The sequence below is a fragment of the Paraburkholderia graminis C4D1M genome (genome assembly GCF_000172415.1).
GTDB classification, from domain to species: domain Bacteria; phylum Pseudomonadota; class Gammaproteobacteria; order Burkholderiales; family Burkholderiaceae; genus Paraburkholderia; species Paraburkholderia graminis.
Map to the genome: position 1 here is coordinate 25,628 of NZ_ABLD01000032.1, position 22,864 is coordinate 48,491.

Sequence of the window (22,864 nt, forward strand, 5' to 3'; positions counted from 1 at the left end):
GATCGAAGCAATGGAGCCAATCAGACTGGCGGTTACCGTAGACGATCTGTTTCTCTGGAAGCAAACGCGATGGGCCCCGGGATTTAGCCCGGCAGTGGTGACGCGGGCATTGATCGATGCGTTTCGTCGCCATCGCATCAACGGGGTCTATGCTTTTTCCTGTACCTCGCCGTGCGTTGCGGATCCCGCGCTTTTCAGGCTGCTCGACACATGGATCGAGGCCGGGCACTTCGTCGCCAATCATACGCACTATCACGCGAGCCTGAACTGGGTGGCGGCGGAACAGTACATCGACGACATCGAACAGACCGAGTCGTTCGTCGGTCAATGGATGTCCTGTTCGCCGGCAAAATACTTTCGCTATGCCATGGACAATTGGGGCGATTCGCAACAGAAGCACGATCGCGTACATCGCTATCTGGTCAGGAAGGGCTATCAGACCGTACCGATCACATCGTGGTTCTATGACACGGAATTCCTTGCGCCGCATTACCGGGCGTCGATCAGCAACGATCGGTCGGCTATTGAACTGGTCAGGAAGCGCTTCGTCCAGACGGCTCTGCAGCAACTCAGCAGCCACGTCGCGGCGGCCAGACAGGTTTTTGCCAGAGATTTCCCGCACATCTGGTTGATACACGGGACACCCCTCGCGGCCGAGTGCTTGCCGGAGATTCTCGATCGCTTCGCCAAGGCGGGTGTGACCTTCATCTCACTGGCCGAAGCGATGCAGGACCCGGCTAACAGCGCGCCAGCGGGTGTTATAACACCACGCTTTCTGAACCAGATCCAGAAGTGGGCTCATATCGACGGTTTTACATTACCGGACTGTCCACCGGCGGTTCTGCTCAAGCTGGAAAAACTATATCCGATGCCTGGACTGTCGACTCGCGAAATGATGGGAAGCATATTCGGGAGCATCGCAGAAGAAGTCATTGGCAACTACATTCCCAAGGCCTATTAATGTAGTGAGACGACGCGGGATCAAAAGACATCATGAAAACAGTTGTCGTAACGCAATATGGCGATCCGGAAAAATACGTTCGTTGCATTGAAGTTCCGGATCCCGGCGCACCCGGCGAAGACGAAGTTTTATTCGACGTAGTGGCGTTCCCCATCAATCCAGCTGACATATCGTTCTGTTGGGGGCGGTACAGGTTACGGCCCGAGTTACCGGCTACGCCGGGTGCGGAATGTGTAGGGCGAGTGGTCGCGATTGGCCGAGCCGTCCGTCACATTGCCGTGGGCGATCTGGTGATCAACCTCGACCGCGAAAATTGGACGCAACGCCGCCTCGTCAAGGCTCACCGTGTCATCGTGGTTCCCGCAGAAATTGACGTCAAGCAAGCGGCGATGACGCGGATCAACCCACCTACAGCGCATCTGCTTCTTTCCGATGTGGTGACACTCAACCGAGGCGACTGGATTATCCAGAATGCTGCCAATTCAGCCGTTGGTCGGTTGATCATCGCTTTTGCGAAAGAACGTGGAATTAACACCGTGAACGTCGTTCGACGCGACGAGGCACGGCAGCAGCTCGCGGATCTCGGTGTGGATTTCTGTGTGACGGACAGCGAAAATCTGGCGCGGTCGGTGAGGGCGCTGACGGATAACACCGCGATCAAGCTGGGAATCGATGCCGTGGCGGGTTCGGCGACGAATCGTATCGCGTCCTGTGTGGCGGATGGAGGCGTCGTGTGCATCTACGGATCGGTATCGCGAGAAAACATCGTCCTCCCGCCTGCTCATCTCGTTTACCGTGGCCTGAAATTCACGGGTTTTCTTCTTGGGCGGTTCCTTGACCGGAAGTCCGAAGCCAACGTTGCAGGAATCTATCGGGAAATCTTTGCGCGCATCGCACACGGCCTGAGAGTTGATATTGAACGGGTATATCCAATCGAAGATATCGGCGAGGCAATTGCACACGCCGACCGTGCGAGAGATGGCGGAAAGATTCTCGTTGCGCCTAATGGGCTGGAGCGCCTACTTCCCGCGAGGCAATCCTAACGGGTGCCGAGTGTGATGTTTTGTATAGCACTGTAGGGCGAAAACCACACTCTGCGGATGATCACCTGGAAGCTAATTTTTTTCGCCCTCGTCTTCGGCGCTTTGGTTAACCGGACCGCTGTACGCAAGCGCAAACCCAGCATCCAGCGTTGCTCCTGATTCGTGAGCGGTACGAATTCGACGCTGTGGCCAGCAGCCAGACATTCGAATAGTGAAGAGCCGACACGGGCATGCGGCGCCACCTGCGGAACGACTACCGTTCCGAACCAGCTCCACTTGCCTATGTAAACGGTGGCGCCGCTATCAGGCGGCAAGCGCACACGTTGTCATCGTTCAACACGGCCCCGTCACTCTCAAGAAATTTCCCCAGCAAATTGCGGCGTTTCCGTATTGACAACACCTTCCCGGCATGGGTTTTTTGGTTATTTAACTTGCACGGAAAAATGTGTCAATACGTTGAATATTATGTATTTTACGTAAATTTTGACTAATGGCAAAGTCGCCATCAGTACCGCAGTTATGGGATTTTAACAGCACCCTGCGGACAGGAGGGGCCAAAGATTAATTTATTAAAAACGATACCTGATTAGATATGAAAAATATGAAATTTCAATCAAATGAAGGAGTTTGGGAAGTCTTTCATTTTTATTTTCGTGCGTGGCCTTCAGTGACGCGGCCGGTAGATCGAATTTTTAATGCAAAAATATAAGCGGTGATCGTAATGGAAAATTATTCCAACGAAGACCAGGATTTTTTTCGTCCAGATCTCTCCACCTCGAAATTTTACGCCTTCATAAGAATTTGCAGGTTGCAGTAAATGTGCCATTGAAATGGTTAGCTATTTTTTTAATAAACCCAGGTTATTTTTAAAGTCTGCCATGAAAAAAATTTTTGTTTCGACCATCCTGATAGGTATGGCATTGGATGCGCATGCGCAAAGCAGCGTGACTCTATACGGCCGCCTGGATGAGGCTTTGGAGTACATGACGGGCGTCCCTGCCAATCCGAATGCCTCGGGGATCGCTCAAGGTAGCACTAATCGATTCCGGGTGATGGGAGGTGACTGGCAGGGTAGCTACTGGGGAATCAAGGGCGCCGAGGACCTTGGGGGCGGGAACAGGGTTCTGTTTCACCTCGAGAGTGGCTTCAACATTACGAACGGCCAAGGTTCGAGTGACGGTCTTTTCAATCGCTGGGCAGAAATTGGCGTCGCTAACGACAGATACGGTACTTTCATGATGGGGCGGCAACTATTTATTGCGAATGATGTCTGGGATTTTGACCCATTTGGACAGTCATTCTGGTCGTCTGCCTCGTTGGTGAGAGGGCGCAACTGGCCTTTTTCCAGTAATAACATCTCGTATCAATCTCCGAAATTCGGTGGATTTGATTTCGCCGGACAATATTCGTTGTCCAATGCCACGAGCTTCAATGGCAATGGCACCACGGCACAAGGTCGTGAAGCGGGCGCGCATATCACCTATACATCTGCGCTATTCCAGGTACGCGCAATGTATGACGAGATTCGCGATCCAGCCAATGGGGGATTCGACAATCCGTTCACCGCATCGCGCGAATATTCCGCAATGGTAAATCTGTTTCTTGGGCAGTTTAAGGTTCAAGGATCGTACCAGGCGATTCGGACGTCAGGCGGAACGGCCACGGCAGGTGTCGCACCCACATCCCTCGACCACGAATGGGGCGGCGTGACGTGGCAGGCAACGCCCGCTGCCGCGCTTATCGCAGCGGTCTATCACGTGAACGCAAACAAGGGAGCGGGGAACGCAACCTTATACACAGTGGGCGGCTCTTACAACTTCTCGAAACGAACCATGCTGAACATGCAGATCGCAACGACACGCAACAGCAAGTCGGCAAACTTTGGACTGTTTCCGAACAACGCTGGCACAACGGTTTCAAGTGACAATCCCTTAACTGGGCATAGCCAGTCTGGTGTGTACGTCGGTGTGCAACACCTGTTCTGAGTCGTATCGTGGCAAACCGGGCAGAAACAGGTTAGTTCCTGAGAGATGAGTGTCGTTTCGTTCGGCGGGAAGGCAAGCACCAGCCTGGACAACACCGATGCAGCATCGACGAGCGGTGCGATGACTATCGCGCAGCCCCGATCCACGTCGACTAGGGAGGCGGATCGCACGCTCGGTATCGATATGCGCTGAGCTCCAGGCAAGGTAAGGGGAACGGACAGGTTCCAGATTCGCTGGGGCCTGTCCTGTTCGCGTCCAGCTTGTGCTGCGAATACCGTTTCCGTTGTCGTTGCATTGCGGTCACGATTCATTGATGACGATTGGTGAAGGCTTAGCCGGCAACTGATGGACGGGTTCACAGAGGCGGAAGAGCGTCTGGGTCACATCCCGACAGTCGTGGTTGAGTCTGGTAGGAGACAGAGGCGCGGCGCACTGCTATTTCTGGATTTTTTCAGGATTAGCAAACGCGATTCAGCACGACATGGCTCGAATGGTCGTTGACCGATCCGAGCCACAAAAAAGCCGTACAACACGAGGATGGTGCGGAAGCTGCTGTTGGTATTCATCAGAGCCGATACTCCAGGTCGACGCGACGTTTCTTGATCGCCGCGGATCGAGTCGATTCCGAGAATCGATCAGTCGACGTCCGAGAGCGTTCGAGCAACTTCGGGAATTGCAACAGACGTATCGTCTGAGTCAATATCGCGGAACAGATCCTTGACGATGTCGATTATCGACCTGACGAAAGCCGGTTTATGGTTGCCGTACATGTCAGCAACGATCAGCGTGGGGGCAGGCAAATCGTCGATGAGTGGACGACGGACCAGGCCTCGCCCATCCGGGGTGGAGTACTTGCCAGGCATCATATGAAGAAGTGCCACGCCGAATCCTGCCGTAACGGCGGACTTTACCGTTTCATAGGACCGCGCGCGGAAGCCAATTCGAGGCCTGGATGGCAGTACATCGAAGAGACTCGTTAAATAACTGGAAGTCTGGGGGAGATCGAGTAGCACGAGTGGTCGTGTAGCCAGTTCCGCAATTGAAACGGCGCTTTTCCCGGCGAGTGGATCGCCGCTCGGGAGGAGCGCATGTCCCGGAATTTGACAGATTCTGGTGGTGCAATCGTCCCCGAAGGTTGGTCCGATGTCGTAGGTGATGATCAACTCAACTTCACCGCTGTCCAGCCATTCTCTAAGCTGAACCTGATTGCCTTCATAAAGAAGTATCTCCACATCTCCGTACTTTGCTACAAACCGCCGAAGCACCTCGGCAACGAAAAGTGAGCCGAACGGTTCGAAGCATGCCACTCGCAATGTCTGAGGGGCGCTATTTACGAGGCCGCCAATCTGACGGTTGAATTCACCAGCGGCGGCTAATAGAGTACTTGCCGCGGTTGTGAAACGCTCTCCAGCTCTCGTTATTTGAATTCCTCGAGACGGGCGTCGATCGAAGATTCTTGCACCCAAGACGTCCTCTGCGATCGCGATGGCGGCCAGTATGGAGGACTGTGAAATATGAAGAGTTTCCGTCGCGGCCTGAATGCTGCCAAGACGCGCCACCTCGCAGACGTATCGAAGCTGTTTATGAGTCAGGTTCACATTGCCTCCTGAGCAAAAAATCGCTCGGCCAGAACAGGGTGCTGGTTCGATTGCAGGGTCCAGCATAAAAGGAGGTGGCGCGTAGCACCGAGACCTCTTTCGATCTTACGAAGTCGGCCACGCTGTTGGCCAACAGCCGCTCGATCTCCTCCATGAAATACTCTCCTGTTCCTGAATCAAAAAACGGATGAAGTGGTAAAGCAGAGCTCATGACTGCTTGGGTTCAAGATACTGTGTGTTGACAGCATGTTGTCCACGGTGCGACCGCTGGTCATCGAAACGTAACGCGTCTGGCCGCCCTCGATCTCTTGCAAGGGTGCTCCGCTTCTAGTACGACGTATCTGACTGGACGCGCTCACCGTTGCAAACGATCTCCGGGTCATACACCAGGGTCGGTCAGATAATGAGAGCTGGGTCTTCAGTCAGTCGCGACTGAGGTTGCATGCGTCGCACATCTTTTTTCTCTTTTGATGACGTAACACCGAAGGAGAATTGCGGGTCTGCAATCACTAGCGCCGTCGGGGCGGAAAACTGACTCATCCAGTGGCGGGTTGCACCTTTGGTGCCGCCACTGGTCGGGTTTCGCCGTATCGCCGTATCGCCGTATCGTCATTTTTTTTGCATTGATCCGTACAAGGCAGCGTCACCCGCGATCTTCAAGCAGGCAGAATGCCAGCGATAAATTTCAGGGGCGCACGAATAGCTTGCCTCCACGCTTGGAGAGGACATCGACATAAACGGCCAGCATGAGGACGATACCGCTGACGATGTTCTGGTAAGCGGTCGGCACATTGAGCAGCGAGAGGCCGTTCGAGAGACTCTGCATGAGCAGCGCGCCGAGCAGGATGCCCGGCACGGTGCCGGTGCCGCCGTAGAGACTGGCCCCGCCGATGACGACCGCCGCGATCGCGTTGAGCTCCAGGAACAGGCCCGACTCGGGCGGCGCCGACCCAAGGCGGCCCACGAACATGAGCGTGCCGAGTCCGGTCAGCACCCCGATGAGGATGAACGAGGTCATCAGGTGTCGGGTGATCGGAATGCCTGCCGAGCGGGCCGCGGCACGGTTGCCGCCCACGGCATACACGTGACGCCCCCATACCGTATTGGTCAGCATCCACGAGAGGATGGCCGCGGCAACCAGCGTGATGGCCACCGGCATGGGCAGGCCGAGATAGGACAGCGTCGACCATGAGAGGAGGGCGACACTGGCGAAGCCCAGGATGGCCCGGACCAGTGCCTGACGACGCCGTGCCGGGTCATTCAGGTGGCGCAGCGGCAGCAGCGAGATGAGCGCGGCAATGGCCAGAAACACCCAGAGCACGGGGCCGCTCAGAAACGCGTCGCCGAAGAAGCGGATGCCTTCCGAGATGCCCGAGATGGTGCGCCCGCCGGACAGGGCCAGCGCGATGCCGCGAAACAGCATCAGGCCACCGAGCGTCGCCACGAATGACGGCAGGCCGAAGCGCGCCACCCAGGTGCCATTCCATACCCCGACCAGCACACCCATGCCGATCGCCGCGGCCACCGTCACCCATGGGCTGACCAGATGGCTGGCCTCGAGCAGGGCGACGACGGTTACGCAAAGGCTCATGAACGAGCCCACGGACAGATCGATTTCGCCCTGCGCGACCACCACGAGCATGCCCAGGGCGACCATCGCCGTGATGGCCGTCTGTCGCATGAGGTTGGTCACGTTGCGGTCGCTGACGAATACGCCATCGGTGAGGAATGAGAAGGCGATCCAGACCAGGGCCACGGCCACCAGCAACCCGGCGGCGGAGCGGGCCACGGAGATGATCGAGCTCGCGCGGTTCGGGGCCGCGGCCTTCGCTTCCGGAGCGGGCGCCGCAATCGCGGGGGTGTTCGTTTCAGCTGTGTTCGATTTCATTGCTGTTCCAGTTTGTCCATTTATTGCAGTCCACCCGCGAGCGCAAGCAGCTCGTGCGGGTTGGTGTCTTTCGTGTCGAGCAGCGCTACCTGTTTGCCGTCGCGCAGCACCAGGATCCGGTCCGAGAGCTCCAGCGCCTCCGATTCCTCCATCGTCGCGTAGAGCACAGCGGTGCCGGTTGCGGCGACCTTGCGGATGAGCCGGTAGACGTCCTGCTTTGCGCCAAGATCGATGCCGCGCGTGGGTTCATCGAGCAGCACCAGACGCGGCTGGTTGATCAGGGCGCGCGCGAGCAGGACCTTCTGCTGGTTGCCGCCGCTCAGATTCGCTATCGGCTGGGCAGGTCCCTGCGTGCGGATGGCCAGATCGCGGATGTACTCCCGGCACAATGCTTCCGCGCTCTGCTCGTCGACCACGGGGCCTTTCCAGCGCGGCGCGCCGCGATGCCAGCCCAGCATCATGTTCTGCAGGACGGAGAGATGGGCGACGACGCCGTCGCGCTGCCGCTCGGCCGAGACATAGGCCACGCCTGCGAGGATGGAATCGCGCGGGTTGCGCGGGCGCAGCGCGGCGCCCGCGAGCTCGAGCACACCGTCGCTCAGCTCCGGCAGCAGGCCATAGAGCGACTGCAGCAGCTCGGTCTTGCCCGCGCCGAGCGGGCCATACACGGCCACGATCTCGTTGCGCGCCAGCGCAAGGTTGATCGGGGCGAGATCGCGCGGATTGTCCAGCGACTTCGAGATACGCCAGTCGCGGATCCTGACGAGCGTGCCCTGCGTCTTCAGGCGCGAGTCCTGGGCGAGCGGCGCGAGCGTGTCGCTGCGGCCATCGCCCAGCATGCCGCGTACGATCGAGGCATGATCGAGTTGCGCGCGTGGCGCGCAGACGGCGACACGGCCATCGCGCAGGATCACCACACGGTCGCAGACCTTCAGGATTTCGTCGGTCCGGTGGGAGATGAAGATGATGCCGGCGCCCTGGGCGGCGAGTTCGCGCATGCGTCGCAGCAGCACCTCGATCTCGCCGGCGCCCAGCGCAGAGGTCGACTCATCGAAGACGAACACGCGGGCGCCGCTCGCGATGGCGCGCGCAATCTCCACCTGCTCCATCAGCGCCACGCCACCTTGGCCGGCCAGTGGCTTGCGCGTATCGATGTCCAGCCCGAGTTTGCGCATGGCGGTGTCGGCCTGGGCATACAGGCCTTTCCAGTCGATGACACCGAACCGCGAAGGCTCGATCGTGAGCATCACGTTCTCACCGATCGTCAGCTGGGGGACAACGGAGCCCTCCTGGTGAACGAGAGCCACACCTGCACGATGAGCGTCACGCGAATGACTGAACGCGGCGGGACTGCCATTGCAGGTGACGGTTCCCCGGTACGAGCCGAACGCAATCTCACCGACGATGACCTTCGCCAGCGTGCTCTTGCCGGCGCCATTGGCGCCCATCAACCCGACGACCTCTCCAGGCGATACGTTAAAGCTGACATTGTCGAGGGCGCGCGTGGCTCCAAACTCGACGGTGATGCCGTCGAGCTGAAGCAGGTCGGGGGCGGTGTGGGCGCTCATGACTGACGGCGCGACAGACGCTTCCATATTCATCATCCGCTCAGCTCTTCTTCAGACCGATATCTGACGGCTTCAGCCAGTCGGTGCGCTGGAGGAAGTCCGGCAACGTGGTCTTGTTCACGCCGAGTGAACGGATGCGCGTTCCGGGGATTTTCTTGCCCGCCACCACGATGCTGTCATTGCTCTGCGGTACCTGCCCGCGGGTCAGCGCAAAGGCTGCATCGGCGGCGACCTGACCCATCTGGATGAGGTCAGTCCAGGCACTCATGGCCATGTGGCCGGCCACGATCTCCTTGGCCACCTCCGGCCAGCAGTCCTCCCCGCACAGCCAGACCTTGCCGGCGAGTTTCTGCTCGGTCAGCGCCCGCAGCGCGCCGAGCGCCATGCCGTCTTCGTTGGCGATCACGGCCTGGATGTTGTTGTTGTGGCTCGTCAGCGCATCCTCAACCTGCTTGAGCGCGCCTTCCGGGCTCCATGCATCGTGCCATTGATGCGACACGATCCTGATCTCGCCGGAGTCGATGTGCGGCTTGATCACCCGGAGTGCGCCTTCGGTCTTCTGGCGCGCCACATCGATGCCCTCCGGTCCACTGACAATGACCCAGTTACCTTTCTTCGCTTCCTGCAGGGCCTGTCTGGCCTGCAGTTCGCCGACGAAATAGTTGTCACGCCCGGCCCAGTAGTCGACGGCCGTGGAGGGGATCACGTAGTTATACGAAATGATGGGGATCTTTGCTTCGCGCTTCACACGCTCGACGATCTGTTTGCCGGCGTCGACGTTCACGGGAATGATCACGAGCGCCTTGATGCCCTGGGAGAGCATGGCGTCGACCTGGGAGTCCTGGGTGGCGACGTCCTCGTTGGCGCCCTGGATGATGTAGCGCAGCCCGAGCTCGTCGGCGCGTTTCTCGAAGTAGTGGCGGTCGTGCGGCCAGCGGAACGCATCGAAGCTGGGAAAGCTGAAGCCGATCAGCGCGCCGTTACCGGCGGCACGCGCATAGCCACCCGCGCCAAGGGTTGCGGCCGCGGCGCCGTAGGCGGCGGCCGTCTTCATGAAGCCGCGACGGGAGACACGGCCGTCCACAAGCTGCTGGGTCAGGGAAAGCAAATCGCGCATGGGTCCCCTCCGGGGGAAAAATGGTGAACTGTTGAAGGCGGCTGGCCCGCAGTGGACGAAGCCTCCGATGAACATTTCTGATCAGAACTGCGGGTGTTGTTACGGTATATAGAACAACCTATCTAAAAAAAACTGTCAAGCAGGGCAGTACTAGTCACTTGCTATGTTTATGGTGATGGGCCGCACCCAAATTGCAGGGTTTGGCAGCCGGGTGCGATAGTTTTGCAGGAAAAGCCCGGCGCGGATACGAGCGGATCCTGCCTTGTTCAACTAGGCGCATGGGCCTAAGAGCGGGCCATTTTGGGCTATCTCGCTCGTTTAAGCCGCTCTCATTTTTTCGCCAAATCACAGGTTTGTTATCCGTATATAGAACAACTTATCCATAAAGATATGTCAATGAGGGCTACCCCGAGGAGCCATTTTGCAGCTTCCAAGTCGATTTCTTTCGCGCTACATTGGTTTGGTCACGGCCCGCTGGCGCTTGCGAGGCATTTTCGGATACAAAACGTTGGTTTCGTAAAAACGGGGAAGGTAGGCGAGGAAGATATTCACTCAGCGAGTCCGTTTCCGGCTTCTAACATCCGGCGCTTCGGTCGCTGCACCCAGCGCCACGATCCCGGGTCAAGCAATGACCCTCTGGAGATCGACAGCATGGTGCTCTCCATGTTGCATCGCGCACGGTTTGTGCCATCAGGCCGTGAGTGAGGGTACGCAGCCCGACCGGGTCCGCGGTGAATTCCATGGCACTCACGAGGGCAAGGGTGTTCATCGATCAGCACGAAGCAATGCTGGAATACGGGTTGAAGCAGAGGGGTTGCAGTTTCAGGCTGTTAGTTTTTGCGGACTTTCAAACTATCGATGCTTCGGTTTCGGCCAACACTTGAGCTGCGCTGATGGACCGATGAACGTTTGAGCCCGTCTGTCCAGGCAGCCCCACGTTTTCGTTCCGTTTTCCGAGGTGAGTTTGTCGCCGGTGCCGTGCCGGGAAAGGCTGGCGGTAGTTGGCGACCGACGGCCGGGATCGCCGTGGTTCCAGCTCGAATTCGGGGTCACCGTCGACGTTGAATCGGATTGCAGAGCAGACCCGCGCGTGGTCACGCGCTGGCAAGAGCCGCTGCCGGACGCGGAGCATGAACGGTGCTCACGGTTGAAGTAATTCGTCTCGCGGTGAGTATCCGAACCTGCGCTTATAGGCCGTGCTGAAATGGCTGGCATTTGTGAAGCCAGATGAATATGCCACGCTCGCGACGGACTGCCTTGGGGGACTCTCCTTGAGTAGGGCCCTTGCTCGCATGAGCCTTGCTTCGAGAAGGTAGTCGCTTGGACTGGTCCCTTCAAGTCGAAACAACTTCTGCATATACCGCGAGGAGATGCTGTTGGCACGCGCGATGTCTTCGATGGACAAAGTGTCATCCAGCAAATGCTGATGTATGTGCTGCTTCAGGCGCCGCAACAACGCGAGTTGAGTGACATTTGCCTGTCCACGAAGATCGGTTTGACCATCCAGCATCAGCGTGACCAGATCAAGCATCTGCGCCATCGTGTAGCGGAATTGGTGGTCCTGCAACCGCTCGACGCCCTGACTCACGCCCATGACATACGCATGGAGTACCGAAGCGATAGGGTTCTCAACGGGTAGCAGAAGCCCGCAAGCACTCGAAACATCGGGCAGGCGCCCTTCGAGCAATGCTCGATTGCAAGCGATCAATGCAATGGATACCCCTTCACCATAAGTCATGGCGTGAGGCTTTGACATGTCGACCAGCAAAATGCGTCCAGGCGTTAGCAGCGCCCGATTTCCGCAATGCTGCACCACACACTCTCCGGCCACGCCGACCATAATTTCGAACCGGTGAATGGCGTCAGACGCTGCATGCGCAGCAGTTCTCGTACTCGATGCCGTGTTTCCTTCAAACTCGACGAACTGAAAGTTTGCGTCTTGTCGCGCGCGAAGCCGGCCTAGATAGCCGAGCCCATTCTTCCGCTCAAACCGGAGACTCCCGTGCAACTTAACCACTGCATCTTCCCATGCATCGAGTTGCAATCGCGGATCCAAGCCGCTCGTGGAGACCGAGAGCATTCGCGGTACATCGGCATTGCAGGAATTTGTCAGGGAATTCATCGCTCCACCCAATGGCCGTTCGATCGTCGACCGGTTCCAGAACATACATCCAAACGCGTATTCAAGACAAGCGGCTGAAGTTCGCTTGCAGAAAGCAGGTGGTTCGCTTTTGCGAAAACACCTGAGCACTCCGACGAATATGATGCCGTCAGATATATACAAAAAAGTCGGAGACACTAGCCATGGTCACTTCTGTTGAAGACGCATTGCCGTTGGAAGTTGCTATCACCGTAGACGAACTGTTGCTATGGGATGACGCGCCCATGCCTGAGGGCTACACGCGTGAAAAGGTTGTGACGTCGGTGATCGAAACACTGGCCAAACATCGGATTAATGGCGTCTACGGGTTCGCGCACACGTCGCCGCTGGATAACGATCCAGGATTGAAGGAAATTTTGCGGCATTGGGTCGATAGCGGGCACCATCTTGGGAACCACACTCATTGTCACGCCTGCCTGAATTGGGTGTCGGCAAAAAACTACTGCGAAGACATCGAGCGCTCGGAGGGCGTCATCGGCGAACTGATCGAGCGAGCTCCGGGCCGCTACTTCCGCTACTCGATGGACATGAGCGGCGACAGCGCGGCAAAGCGCGGTGAGGTCGAAGACTTCCTGGCAAGGAAAGGCTATACCAATGCGCCTATTTCCGCGTGGTTCAACGATTTCGCCTGGATCGTTCCACATACCCGATCTCACCTGAATGGTGACAAGGAATCACTGACCATGCTCAGGCAAAGCTACGTCGAGGCGGCTGTTGTTCAGTTGCGCGAAGCTGCCAGGGCGGCACGCCTGGTGTTTGGTCGTGATATTCCGCAGATCTGGCTTATTCATGGGACACCCATCGCCATGGATACTCTTGACGATATTCTCACGGCGTTCAAGCGGTTAGGCGTTCGATTCGTCAGCCTCGATCACGCGATGAAAGATGTAGCCCACCGGGCGATGCCTCAGGTAAGCCCAAAATTTGTCAATCAACTCCAACGATTTTGTCTTGGGCAAGGAATTTCGATCGACAGGATGACTCCCTCGATGCTTCACGCTGTACTTCAGGCGTCGCCGCGGGAAGGCATGGATAGCATCGCGATGTATGAGCACTTGCTTCGCGGGCTCTGCGAACGCGCAGGCGGAAAATACGAGTGGTCGTGGGCGTAATAGCCAATGCATGGCCAGCGTGCGTTTCACCAGGATTCACATATCGCAATAACTGGTTGTGCTGTCGTGGTTTGTGAATTCTTTACTACAGCTCCTTTGGGGAATCGATTGACTCAAGGGTTGAGTAAGCGAACTGCGCACGCTGTCCATACATAGAATTCCATCACTCCTCGGGCCGAGGCGCTTGGCGGTTGACCCGCCGTCGTTCCGGTGGATGCACTTACGATGAAAAGCCGATGAACAACAGACACTGGACTCAGTCCTACGGATCCGTTCCTGCGGAAATCGACCCTGATCGTTATAGATCGGTGAACGAGTTGCTGGACGGAGCGATGCGTCATTTCGCCGACAAGCCGGCGTTTCACGCCAACGGACAGACGCTGACTTACGCTGATGTGGATCTCCAGTCGACCGATTTTGCCGCCTACCTTCAACATGTGGTCGGTGTCAGGAAGGGCGACCGTGTGGCGGTAATGTTGCCCAACGTCCTGTCGTTTCCGGTTACGTTCGTTGGCATCACGAAGGTTGGCGCAATCCAGGTCAACGTCAACCCGCAGTACACCGCGCGCGAACTCGAGCATCAGCTCAACGATGCCGGCGCGCGCGTGATCGTCGTTTGCAATGGCTCAACATCGACGCTTGCCGAAGTGATCGGAAAAACCAGCGTCACGACTGTCATTACCGTGGGGCTGGGTGATTGTGGAAAAGTCGCGATTCCGGGGCCCGCCGTCGATGCATCGTTGCGCGGCTCGATCACGCTGCCCGCTGCCCTGGAAGCTGGTGGCACCCTGCAACTCACTCCGGTCTCTATCTCTGGCGACGATGTGCTCTTCCTGCAGTACACCGGAGGCACGACCGGGCTATCCAAGGGTGCCGTCCTGTCACATCGCAACCTGATTGCCAACATCGAGCAGTTCAAGGCGTTTTCGCCAAAGGTTCTGCGTGTGGGAGAGGAGGTGATAGTTACTGCAATACCGCTCTATCACGTACTAGCTCTGATGGTGAACTTCCTTAGTTATTTTTCGATTGGAGCTGAAAATTGGCTGGTAATTAATCCACGTGACGTCGGAGCGCTGATCGACGTGCTGGAAGCTGCGCGACCAACTGTCTTCATAGGTGTCAACACTCTGTATGCTGGTCTGGCGGCACATCCGCGGATGATCGATGTTGACTGGTCGCGTTTGCGCTTATCCGCTGGCGGCGGCGCTGCCGTGCTCGCCACCACCTCGGCACGCTGGAAGCAGGTCGCGGGCAGTTTTATCCGCCAAGGTTACGGCCTGTCCGAGTCACCGATCGTCTCGTTTAACCCTGACTATATCGTCGAGTTCAACTCAACCGCTGGGCTACCGCTGCCATCAACCGACATTAAATTACTGGACGAGGATGACGTTGAAGTCAATATCGGCGAGGCGGGTGAAATTTGCATCAAGGGACCGCAGGTCATGGGCGGGTACTGGGAAAATCCCGAGGCAAACGCGAAGTCTTTCACAAGCGACGGCTACTTTCGTACTGGAGACGTCGGCGTATTCGACAGAAAAGGATTCCTGAAAATAGTAGACCGTAAAAAAGATATGGTCGTTGTCTCCGGTTTTAAGGTCTATCCAAACGAAGTCGAGGCCGTTGCTACCACCTTTCCAGGCGTGGCCGAATGTGCCTGCGTCGGCATTCCCGACGAGAAAACAGGTGAAGCAGTCAAGCTGTTCGTGGTCAAGGCGCCGGCCGTGGAGATAGACGAGGCGGCGTTGATTGCCCACTGTCGCGCTGGCATGGCGGGATATAAGGTTCCAAAATTTATTGGTTTTGTTGACGCCCTGCCGAAATCCAGCGTTGGCAAGATTATGCGACGAGAAATGCGGAACCTGACCTAACTAGCAGAATTCTCTTCGGAGCCAAGGCTCGACAGCCGCTGGCACGCGGCGCGGCGATCTATCTCGCCGCGTCATGCACTCACCTTATCAACTTATCGAGCGACAAGGAATCGGTATGTCCAACTGTCAACTCTTCGACGTTAGCGGCAAAGTCGCTATCGTCACAGGTGGCACCCGCGGTATAGGCTATATGATTGCTGAAGGTTTAGTCAAAGCAGGCGTAAAGACTTATATCGCCTCGCGCAAAGCTGATGCATGCGCTGATGCGGAGCGCGAGCTCAAAAAGCACGGAGAAGCTATCGCAATCGCTGCCGACTTGTCTGCGCCAGACGCTGCCGGCGGATTTGCTGCCGAGATGTTGAAACGCGAGCCCAGCATTCACATCCTGGTGAACAACGCCGGCGCCACTTGGGGAGCACCGTTCGACGATTTCCCGGAAAGCGGTTGGGACAAGATCATGGATCTGAACGTGCGCTCGATTTTCTTTCTCACCCAGCAACTGGCGCCGGCGTTGCGGGCTGCGGGAAGCGAAGCTGATCCCGCCCGGGTCATCAATATTGGTTCCGTCGATGGCCTGACAAGCCCCGAGATGGAGAACTTTTCCTACTCCGCCAGCAAGGCCGCTCTCCATCATTTAACTCGTCACCTCGCGAAACATTTGGGACCCGCGAACATCAACGTCAACGTCATCGCGCCGGGACCTTTTGAAACGAAGATGACTGCGCAGGTGCTCAAGGAGTTTGGAGACGCGATTGTCAAAGCGATTCCGCGAGGACGTACGGGACAAGCGTCGGACGCTGTCGGAACAGCGATCTTCCTGGCGTCTGCAGCGTCGGCGTATATCACCGGCGCGGTCATTCCCCTGGATGGTGGATTCTCTACTACGCGATAAATAAAGGAGTTGCTTTATGACAACACTGCGAGTGAGTCCGGATGAACTCCGGGCGATGGTTGGGAAAGAACTTGAGCCTTCGGAATGGGAAGTGATCGACCAGGCGCGTATCGATGCGTTTGCCGAAGTGACCGGCGATCGACAATTCATCCACGTTGACCGGGAAAAGGCGAAGGATAGTCCGTTTGGTGACACTGTGGCTCATGGGCTCCTGATTCTGTCGTTACTGCCTGCCTTGATCGAAAAATCAGTGCCAATCCCGTCGGATGTTGGCGTCACGGTCAATTATGGCTACAACAAGATCCGGTTCCCATCGCCAGTGCGAAACGGAAAGCGCGTCCGCGCGAAGTTCGTGATCTCGGAGTTCAGCGTGCCGTCGCCGGGTCGCTACCAGTTGATCTTCACTGTCACGGTCGAGATCGAGGGCGAATCAAAGCCGGCGTTGGTCGCAGAATGGATTGGCATATGCCTGGTAAATGATGCCAGGGAAGAGGGGAGCCGGGTATGAGCAATCGGTTCGAAGGTCGGGTAGCTATCGTCACCGGTGCAGGAAACGGCCTGGGTCGAGCACATGCCCTTGGTTTGGCCGCTCGTGGCGTCAAGGTCATGGTGAACGATCTCGGAGGCGCGCGTGACGGACGTGATGCGAGTACATCCCCGGCTGAAGCGGTCGTCCAGGAAATTCGAGCTGCTGGCGGTGAGGCGATGGCGAATGGAGCCAATGTCGCAAGGTTCGAAGAAGTTCAAGCGATGATAGCCGCGGCACAGAACGCTTGGGGGCGCGTGGACATCCTGGTCAACAATGCCGGCATTCTGCGCGATGCGACTTTCGCCAGGTTGTCGCTGGACGATTTTTGGGCCGTGATGGACGTCCATGTGCGAGGCACAGTTAATTGCACGAAGGCGGTCTGGGATCTTATGCGTGAGCAGAAGTACGGCCGCATTGTTCTCACATCATCGGCATCCGGTATCTACGGAAACTTTGGGCAGTCGAGCTACGGAACGGCCAAGGCAGCGATGGTCGGTCTGATGAACGTGCTGCATATGGAAGGTGACAAGTACGATATCCGTGTCAATGTGCTGGCTCCAACTGCAGCGACGCGCATGACGGCCGGCTTGATCCCCGAACACGCGATGAAATTGATGGCGCCGGAGTCCGTCACGCCTGGCGTTCTCTTTCTTGTCGGCGACGATGCGCCATCGAAGGTCATTCTCGGTGCCGGCTGTGGTGTCTTTACGCGCAACTTCGTCTACGAAACCGAAGGGATCTATTTGCCAGAGAGCGAACGCACCCCGGAGGTTATCGCAGCCCGCTTTGCCGAGATATCGAACGCCGAGAGACTGACCGCGTTGGAAAGCGCAACGCACCAGACTTTGCGTTTCGTCGACAAAGCGACCGCGGCCGCCAAGACTGCTTACGATCAATGACCAGGAGCCAATTCCATGCGTGAAGCCGTTATCGTCTCCACCGCCCGTACCCCTATCGGCCGAGCTTTTCGTGGCGTCTTTAACGACACCAGATCGCCGACGCTGATGGCGCACGCGGTCCGCCACGCGGTGGAGCGTTCGGGCATTGAACCGGATGCGTTTGAGGACGTCGTAATCGGCACCGTGCTGTCGGCGGGAACGGCCGGTGGCAACCTGGCGCGTCATACAGTGTTTGCAGCGGGGCTGCCGGTCTCCGTGCCTGGGCAGACGTTGGATCGTCAATGCGCGTCCGGTCTGATGGCCGTTGCGTCCGCCGCCAGACAAATCGTCGTAGACGGTGTGGATGCATGTGTTGCGGGCGGCCAGGAAAACATCTCAGCGGTACAGAACGAATACGCTGCATGGGGCGCGAAGACTATCGATCCGCGGGTCGTAGAAATGGTCGAGCACGCGTACATGCCGATGTTGCAGACTGCCGAGTTCATGGCGAAGAAGTACGGGATTTCTCGCGAGGATCAGGACCGGTACGCTATTGAATCTCAGCGACGTACTGCCGCCGCGCAGCAAGGCGGCCGGCTGTCCGCGGAAATCGTGCCGATGCATGCCCGGATGAAGGTGCAGGATAGAGATTCCGGGGAAATTAGCTTTCGTGATGTGCTTCAGGACAAGGACGAAGGTAACAGGCCGGACACGACATTCGAAGGACTCGCAATGCTGAAGTCCGTGGTGGAGGGAGGCTGCGTTACCGGCGGCAATGCCAGTCAACTGTCCGATGGAGCATCTGCATGTGTGCTGGCAGATGCTCGGTTCGCAGAGCGCCGAGGCCTCAATCCACTGGGCGTCTATCGTGGCACAGCGGTCGTGGGCTGTCCGCCTGAAGAAATGGGAATCGGGCCGATCTATGCAATTCCAAAGCTCCTCAAGCAGCATGGCCTGAAGGTCGACGACATTGGTCTTTGGGAGCTAAACGAGGCCTTCGCTTGCCAGGTGCTCTACTGCCGGGACAAGCTTGGGATCGACCCTGAGATTTATAACGTGAATGGCGGTGGCATCTCGATCGGACATCCGTACGGTATGACCGGTTCCCGACTTACAGGCCATGCGCTGCTGGAGGGAAAGCGACGGGGCGTTAAGTACGTCGTAGTGTCAATGTGCGTCGGTGGCGGGATGGGCGCGGCGAGTCTCTTCGAGGTGGTCTGACGGGGTTGCGGGAAGAGGCGATTCCGCCAGGGAAACCCTCTCCTGCTGGTACAGAAATAGGTTGGGAGGAGTAATAACAGCTCGATTATTAAATTAGCAAAACTAAATAAATTGATGGAGACATGAACATCATGATGAATAGCATTCAACGCCAACGCACTGTTTTTTTGTTGTCCGGCATTGCTCTTGCCATTTCGACCCCGAATGCCTTTGCAACCGATGGTATTTATTTCACCGGTAACGGAGCAATTTCGTCTGGTATGGGCGGAGCGGCGATCGCGCTTCCGCAAGACGTGGCTTCGGCGGTCGACAACCCGGCGGGGCTTGCAGAATTGGGGGCGCGAGTCGATTTCTACGGGACACTAATTCCGCTTACCGCCGATTCCACATTTGGTTCTACCGGTAATCACCTCTTCTCCAGCAGAGTCATCGTGTCTCCGGGACTCGGGCTGAACTACCAGATTGCGCCACAGTGGACATTCGGCGTGGCTGTTACCGGTGCAGGTGCATCATCAAACTATGGACGTCCAGTGCTTCCCGTTCCGGGAGCTGGCGATGCCAAGGCTAGCTTGATCGTTGTCAATACAAGTCCGACGATCACCTATAAGCCCCTGCCAAGTCTGTCTATTGGCGCGTCGCTTGTGATCGGTGTCGAGCAGTTCCGGCTGGGCGGGCTCGTTGCGCCGGGGCCAGATGGCGCGCTCGAACCGGTATCGAGCCACGGCAATGAATACGCGACTGGTATCGGTGCGGGGATGGGGGTGCTTTGGACGCCGACCAGTCTGGTGTCGCTGGGGATATCGTACTTCACGAAAACATGGTTTACGGCGCTGCCCGGATATAAGGACGACGTACTTTCGCCAAGTGGTGGGCGTACCGATAGCCCGTCCAGGTACGGTATAGGCGTTGCGATTCGGCCGTTACGTGGACTGACCATTGCGTTGGATTATCTGCGAATCGAATGGTCCGGCGCAGCGGGTTACAACACACCGACAACGTGGGGATACAGCGATCAGAACGTTGGGCGAGTCGGAGTCTCGTACGATGTCAACGGGAAATGGACCCTCCGTGCCGGCTACAGTTTCGCCAATAACAACATCGATTCCAACCATACGGTGGCTAACGTGTATGGGCCAGGCATCAGCCCTCGCGCGGTAACAGTCGGCGCCACCTACGCGATAGACAGGAACAACCTGATCACAGCGGCCTTCGAGTATGACATTCCGACGACAATCGTTGGAACGGGACCTAGTCTGGGAACCAACATTCGCGCGACATACCAGGTTTATACCGCGGGGTATACACACAGGTTCTAGCGCTCCGGGCCGCCGACTCACGCGGCCCACTGATCAGAACAGGATCGCGATGCCTCAGGGGAGGGCGTACCCCGGACCTAAGGTGCGCGCTTAGCCGTGCCGTCCGCGGTTGCGCCGAACTGGTCGCCGGACAGTTGATAGGGTACAAATTCGGTATATAGAACAACGTACCCATAAAAATCTCACAGACAGCACGCAATAAGACAGCTTTATGAAAGAAATGGCGCAGCACTTGTTTGCAGATCACGGGTAAGTTCGGCTTCGAATCGGCAAATCGCTCAGCTTCGCAAATGTATATGTCGAGTGAAGTCCTGGCGATGGGCCTTCGCGGAATTGACTGCAACGAGTGCTGCGCGCTTGCCGATGAAGGTTTCATCGTCCTGCCCCCTTTCGCGCGGAGCATATACGACGCAACACAGGTGAATCCTGGAACGAGCAGGGTACGTGTTATGCCCCTGTTCCAGCTGCTCTCCGCGAAGTCGTTCTTGATAGCGCTTCTACAGCGACGGGTTTGTGAGCGGCAGGCGGAGTCGGGCGCGACCGTGTTCAGTCGCATTAACTTCCCAGTTGATCGCAGTGTGGCGCGACGCCACGGCGATATCCCGGTAGTACCTTGCGATGCAGTTGGTCGCATAGGCACCGCGTGCGCCGATCAAGTCCCATACAATTTCAGCCGCCTGCCGGGCGAGTTGCCCCGCGTACGCCGAATTGGAGCGGTAGTTTGACCGTTCCATTGGCGAATACGTGCTGTCAGCCGCGGCGAACTCCATGATTTCCCGGCAGTCAGCGCGGATGAGCATCTCGGCTGCCTGTAGCGATGCCGATACTTCACCGACGCGCATCTGGTGAGTCGGGTAGTTCACCGTGTCTTCGCTGGTCCTGAGTGCTTTGCGGCCGCGCGACTGCAGCAGAAATTGCTCGAACATCCCTTCCGTCATGCCAATCAGGCACGCGGCGGGAAGGATGCCGCTGACCATGAGCAGTGGTGGTCGGAACAGTGCGCCGCGATTCAGGACCTTACCCGGGAAGTCGCCACCCTTCATGTGCCAGATCGACAAGGTGAGATATTCGGGGACAAATATCCGGTCGACTGCAACGTCGTGGCTGCCCGAGCCATGCAGTCCAATTGGATTCCAGGTGTCGAGGATTGTCAGCGACGCGGTGGGAACCAGGAAGTAGCGCTCCTCGTCCGGGGCGGCGTCCTGCTCCACCATGCCGGCCAGGATGCACCAGTCGGACGCCTGCACGCCGCTCACAAAGGGCCACTGTCCCGACAGCTCGTAGCCGCCGTCGACCTGCCGTGCCGTGCCGAGACGCGGCACCAGAATCCCGCTGACAAGGTGGGTCGGATCGCTCCAGACTTCTCGCTGGGCCTCCACCGGCCAGTGCGCGATCATGTAGTTATGGAACAGGTACTGGGCCAGACACCAGGCCGTGGAAGGGCAACCGCTCGCAATCGGGACCAGCACGTCTACGAGGTGCTCGAGCGAAGCTTCTGCGCCACCGAAAGATTCGGGCTGCAGCAGGCGCGCAACCCCGGTACGTCGCAGATCAAGGCTGGTTGCTTCTGGCAGACGGCGATGGCGCTCCGCTTCCTCCTCCCGTTCTCTCAGGGCTGGAATGAGGTTACGCGAAGCGGTGATCAGGGTTCGGCTTTGCACGCGTTCGCCCCTGAATTCCTCGGAATAGGTGACGGTCAACTAAGCTCCCTGAAGGTGGCGAACCAAACCGGGCAAGGATGACGTCCGCATCACCCGATCAATTTACGGCTTTCGTGAGCGCTTTCTCAGACGGCGTATCGCCCAGGCTTAGACCGAGATCCTGGCTCAGCAGGTCGAGCAGCAGACGACGGCAGCGCTCGGGTGGCATCGCCTGGGGATCGGCCACCATCGGCACGCAAAGCCCGAAAGCGGCACTGATGAATTTGATGGCGATATCCCCTGGTTTGCGGCTGCAGTGGAAACTGCCTTCGTCAACACCGGCCTCGATCAGTCTGACAATGACTTCGGCATAGAGCCGGTGAACCTTCTGCACTTCCGCCTGCAGCACGCCGTCAAACGGCATGCGCCCAAACAGGCTTAACCAGAACCGCCATTCCGGGATGCCAGCGGGCGATGGCTGGCTGACGAAATCTACGAGTGAGACCAGGCGGCTCGCGGCGTCACTGCGCCGGCTTTCGAATTTGCCCAGCGCCTTGACGAACTGCAGCGTGGCGTCGTTGATCGCGTCCAGCGTTAGCGCGCGCTTGTTGCTGAAGTAATGGGTGATCACACCGGACGAAATGCCCGCGACGTCGCTGACCTCCCGGATCGTGAGGTCGCGCCAGCCATTGGTCGACAGGATATGGATCACGGCATCCATTACCTGCCGACGGCGGATCGCCTCCATTCCCAATTTCGGCATTTTTCGTCCCTTTTACGCTGCATCGAAACAGTCATTCTAACTTACCAGCATTGGCGTGGTGGGGCAATCAGGACTTTCGGGCAGGGTAGATCCTCAATGTGAAAGGCTTGCATTTGTTTTTTATACAACGTATGTTCTATAAAAACGGACCCAACGGAGATCACCTTGAACATGCAAACCGCACCCAGCCCCGAACAAACGCCCGCCCTCGCGCGCGCCGGGACCGCGGACGAACTCATCGAGCGCGCCCGCGCACTCGCCCCCGCCCTGAAAGAGCGCGCCGAGGAAACCCAGGCCCTGCGCCGGCCCCCCGAGGCCACCCGG

The 22,864-nt window shown here is 57.7% G+C and carries 17 protein-coding genes; 10 read left to right on the forward strand and 7 right to left on the reverse strand.

Features of this window, described 5'->3' with window-relative positions:
- The first annotated feature begins 10 nt into the window (after positions 1-10).
- From BGRAMDRAFT_RS29730 to BGRAMDRAFT_RS29740, 3 genes are all read left to right on the forward strand, one after another.
- On the forward strand, positions 11-961 hold the full coding sequence (locus BGRAMDRAFT_RS29730; protein WP_006052607.1) for a polysaccharide deacetylase family protein: 951 nt from the start codon (positions 11-13) through the stop codon (positions 959-961).
- 32 nt (positions 962-993) lie between these two features.
- Positions 994-2,004, forward strand: coding sequence for a zinc-dependent alcohol dehydrogenase family protein (locus BGRAMDRAFT_RS29735; RefSeq protein WP_006052608.1), 1,011 nt, complete (start codon positions 994-996; stop codon positions 2,002-2,004).
- Positions 2,005-2,882: 878 nt separating this feature from the next.
- A complete protein-coding gene (locus tag BGRAMDRAFT_RS29740) occupies positions 2,883-3,989 on the forward strand; it encodes a porin (protein ID WP_006052610.1) in 1,107 nt (368 codons plus the stop codon).
- 635 nt (positions 3,990-4,624) lie between these two features.
- Here BGRAMDRAFT_RS29740 and BGRAMDRAFT_RS29745 read toward each other — a convergent pair.
- The 5 genes from BGRAMDRAFT_RS29745 to BGRAMDRAFT_RS29765 form a co-directional block, all read right to left on the reverse strand.
- Positions 4,625-5,587 carry a LysR family transcriptional regulator gene (locus tag BGRAMDRAFT_RS29745; RefSeq protein WP_006052611.1) on the reverse strand — a complete coding sequence of 321 codons (963 nt, stop codon included), beginning with the start codon at positions 5,585-5,587 and terminating at the stop codon, positions 4,625-4,627.
- 685 nt (positions 5,588-6,272) lie between these two features.
- On the reverse strand, positions 6,273-7,475 hold the full coding sequence (locus tag BGRAMDRAFT_RS29750) for a sugar ABC transporter permease (protein WP_006052613.1): 1,203 nt from the start codon (positions 7,473-7,475) through the stop codon (positions 6,273-6,275).
- A 20-nt stretch (positions 7,476-7,495) separates the two neighbouring features.
- On the reverse strand, positions 7,496-9,043 hold the full coding sequence (locus BGRAMDRAFT_RS29755; RefSeq protein WP_044021975.1) for a sugar ABC transporter ATP-binding protein: 1,548 nt from the start codon (positions 9,041-9,043) through the stop codon (positions 7,496-7,498).
- Positions 9,044-9,083: 40 nt separating this feature from the next.
- Complete coding sequence (locus tag BGRAMDRAFT_RS29760; RefSeq protein WP_006052615.1) at positions 9,084-10,160, reverse strand: sugar ABC transporter substrate-binding protein; 1,077 nt, start codon at positions 10,158-10,160, stop codon at positions 9,084-9,086.
- A gap of 1,141 nt (positions 10,161-11,301) precedes the next feature.
- Positions 11,302-12,282, reverse strand: a complete 981-nt coding sequence (locus tag BGRAMDRAFT_RS29765; protein WP_175130978.1) for a helix-turn-helix domain-containing protein — start codon at positions 12,280-12,282, stop codon at positions 11,302-11,304.
- A 182-nt stretch (positions 12,283-12,464) separates the two neighbouring features.
- Between BGRAMDRAFT_RS29765 and BGRAMDRAFT_RS29770 the strand changes: the two genes are divergently transcribed.
- The 7 genes from BGRAMDRAFT_RS29770 to BGRAMDRAFT_RS29800 all read left to right on the forward strand — a co-directional run bounded on the left by BGRAMDRAFT_RS29770 (position 12,465) and on the right by BGRAMDRAFT_RS29800 (position 20,137).
- Positions 12,465-13,433 carry a polysaccharide deacetylase family protein gene (locus BGRAMDRAFT_RS29770; RefSeq protein WP_006052618.1) on the forward strand — a complete coding sequence of 323 codons (969 nt, stop codon included), beginning with the start codon at positions 12,465-12,467 and terminating at the stop codon, positions 13,431-13,433.
- Between the two features lie 236 nt (positions 13,434-13,669).
- The gene (locus tag BGRAMDRAFT_RS29775) at positions 13,670-15,301 is read left to right on the forward strand and encodes an AMP-binding protein (RefSeq protein WP_006052619.1); all 1,632 of its coding nucleotides are present in this window, start codon (positions 13,670-13,672) and stop codon (positions 15,299-15,301) included.
- A gap of 115 nt (positions 15,302-15,416) precedes the next feature.
- Positions 15,417-16,193: an SDR family oxidoreductase gene (locus BGRAMDRAFT_RS29780; RefSeq protein WP_006052620.1), complete on the forward strand. Its 777-nt coding sequence runs from the start codon at positions 15,417-15,419 to the stop codon at positions 16,191-16,193.
- 16 nt (positions 16,194-16,209) lie between these two features.
- The gene (locus BGRAMDRAFT_RS29785) at positions 16,210-16,701 is read left to right on the forward strand and encodes a MaoC family dehydratase (RefSeq protein ID WP_006052621.1); all 492 of its coding nucleotides are present in this window, start codon (positions 16,210-16,212) and stop codon (positions 16,699-16,701) included.
- On the forward strand, positions 16,698-17,621 hold the full coding sequence (locus BGRAMDRAFT_RS29790) for an SDR family NAD(P)-dependent oxidoreductase (RefSeq protein WP_006052622.1): 924 nt from the start codon (positions 16,698-16,700) through the stop codon (positions 17,619-17,621). The genes BGRAMDRAFT_RS29785 and BGRAMDRAFT_RS29790 overlap by 4 nt, the downstream gene beginning before the upstream one ends.
- Positions 17,622-17,636: 15 nt before the next feature.
- Entirely contained in the window at positions 17,637-18,821 is a 1,185-nt protein-coding gene (locus tag BGRAMDRAFT_RS29795) for an acetyl-CoA C-acyltransferase (RefSeq protein ID WP_006052623.1), read from the forward strand.
- A gap of 122 nt (positions 18,822-18,943) precedes the next feature.
- Positions 18,944-20,137 (forward strand): OmpP1/FadL family transporter, encoded by a 1,194-nt coding sequence (locus BGRAMDRAFT_RS29800; RefSeq protein WP_232292383.1) that lies wholly within the window; start codon positions 18,944-18,946, stop codon positions 20,135-20,137.
- Positions 20,138-20,634: 497 nt separating this feature from the next.
- Here the strand turns inward: BGRAMDRAFT_RS29800 and BGRAMDRAFT_RS29805 are convergent, their stop codons facing one another.
- Together BGRAMDRAFT_RS29805 and BGRAMDRAFT_RS29815 are read right to left on the reverse strand one after the other, a co-directional pair.
- A complete protein-coding gene (locus BGRAMDRAFT_RS29805; protein WP_006052626.1) occupies positions 20,635-21,837 on the reverse strand; it encodes an acyl-CoA dehydrogenase family protein in 1,203 nt (400 codons plus the stop codon).
- A 58-nt stretch (positions 21,838-21,895) separates the two neighbouring features.
- The gene (locus BGRAMDRAFT_RS29815) at positions 21,896-22,525 is read right to left on the reverse strand and encodes a TetR/AcrR family transcriptional regulator (protein WP_232292384.1); all 630 of its coding nucleotides are present in this window, start codon (positions 22,523-22,525) and stop codon (positions 21,896-21,898) included.
- Positions 22,526-22,864: the final 339 nt, after the last annotated feature.

Excerpts from the sequence above, each read along its gene's own strand:
- BGRAMDRAFT_RS29760 (WP_006052615.1), bottom strand. The coding sequence starts at position 10,160 with ATGCGCGATTTGCTTTCCCTGACCCAGCAGCTTGTGGACGGCCGTGTC.
- BGRAMDRAFT_RS29740 (WP_006052610.1), top strand. The coding sequence starts at position 2,883 with ATGAAAAAAATTTTTGTTTCGACCATCCTGATAGGTATGGCATTGGAT.
- BGRAMDRAFT_RS29780 (WP_006052620.1), top strand. The coding sequence starts at position 15,417 with ATGTCCAACTGTCAACTCTTCGACGTTAGCGGCAAAGTCGCTATCGTC.
- BGRAMDRAFT_RS29750 (WP_006052613.1), bottom strand. The coding sequence starts at position 7,475 with ATGAAATCGAACACAGCTGAAACGAACACCCCCGCGATTGCGGCGCCC.
- BGRAMDRAFT_RS29730 (WP_006052607.1), top strand. The coding sequence starts at position 11 with ATGGAGCCAATCAGACTGGCGGTTACCGTAGACGATCTGTTTCTCTGG.
- BGRAMDRAFT_RS29755 (WP_044021975.1), bottom strand. The coding sequence starts at position 9,043 with ATGAGCGCCCACACCGCCCCCGACCTGCTTCAGCTCGACGGCATCACC.
- BGRAMDRAFT_RS29785 (WP_006052621.1), top strand. The coding sequence starts at position 16,210 with ATGACAACACTGCGAGTGAGTCCGGATGAACTCCGGGCGATGGTTGGG.
- BGRAMDRAFT_RS29795 (WP_006052623.1), top strand. The coding sequence starts at position 17,637 with ATGCGTGAAGCCGTTATCGTCTCCACCGCCCGTACCCCTATCGGCCGA.
- BGRAMDRAFT_RS29770 (WP_006052618.1), top strand. The coding sequence starts at position 12,465 with ATGGTCACTTCTGTTGAAGACGCATTGCCGTTGGAAGTTGCTATCACC.
- BGRAMDRAFT_RS29735 (WP_006052608.1), top strand. The coding sequence starts at position 994 with ATGAAAACAGTTGTCGTAACGCAATATGGCGATCCGGAAAAATACGTT.
- BGRAMDRAFT_RS29800 (WP_232292383.1), top strand. The coding sequence starts at position 18,944 with ATGAACATCATGATGAATAGCATTCAACGCCAACGCACTGTTTTTTTG.
- BGRAMDRAFT_RS29815 (WP_232292384.1), bottom strand. The coding sequence starts at position 22,525 with ATGGAGGCGATCCGCCGTCGGCAGGTAATGGATGCCGTGATCCATATC.
- BGRAMDRAFT_RS29765 (WP_175130978.1), bottom strand. The coding sequence starts at position 12,282 with ATGAATTCCCTGACAAATTCCTGCAATGCCGATGTACCGCGAATGCTC.
- BGRAMDRAFT_RS29790 (WP_006052622.1), top strand. The coding sequence starts at position 16,698 with ATGAGCAATCGGTTCGAAGGTCGGGTAGCTATCGTCACCGGTGCAGGA.
- BGRAMDRAFT_RS29775 (WP_006052619.1), top strand. The coding sequence starts at position 13,670 with ATGAACAACAGACACTGGACTCAGTCCTACGGATCCGTTCCTGCGGAA.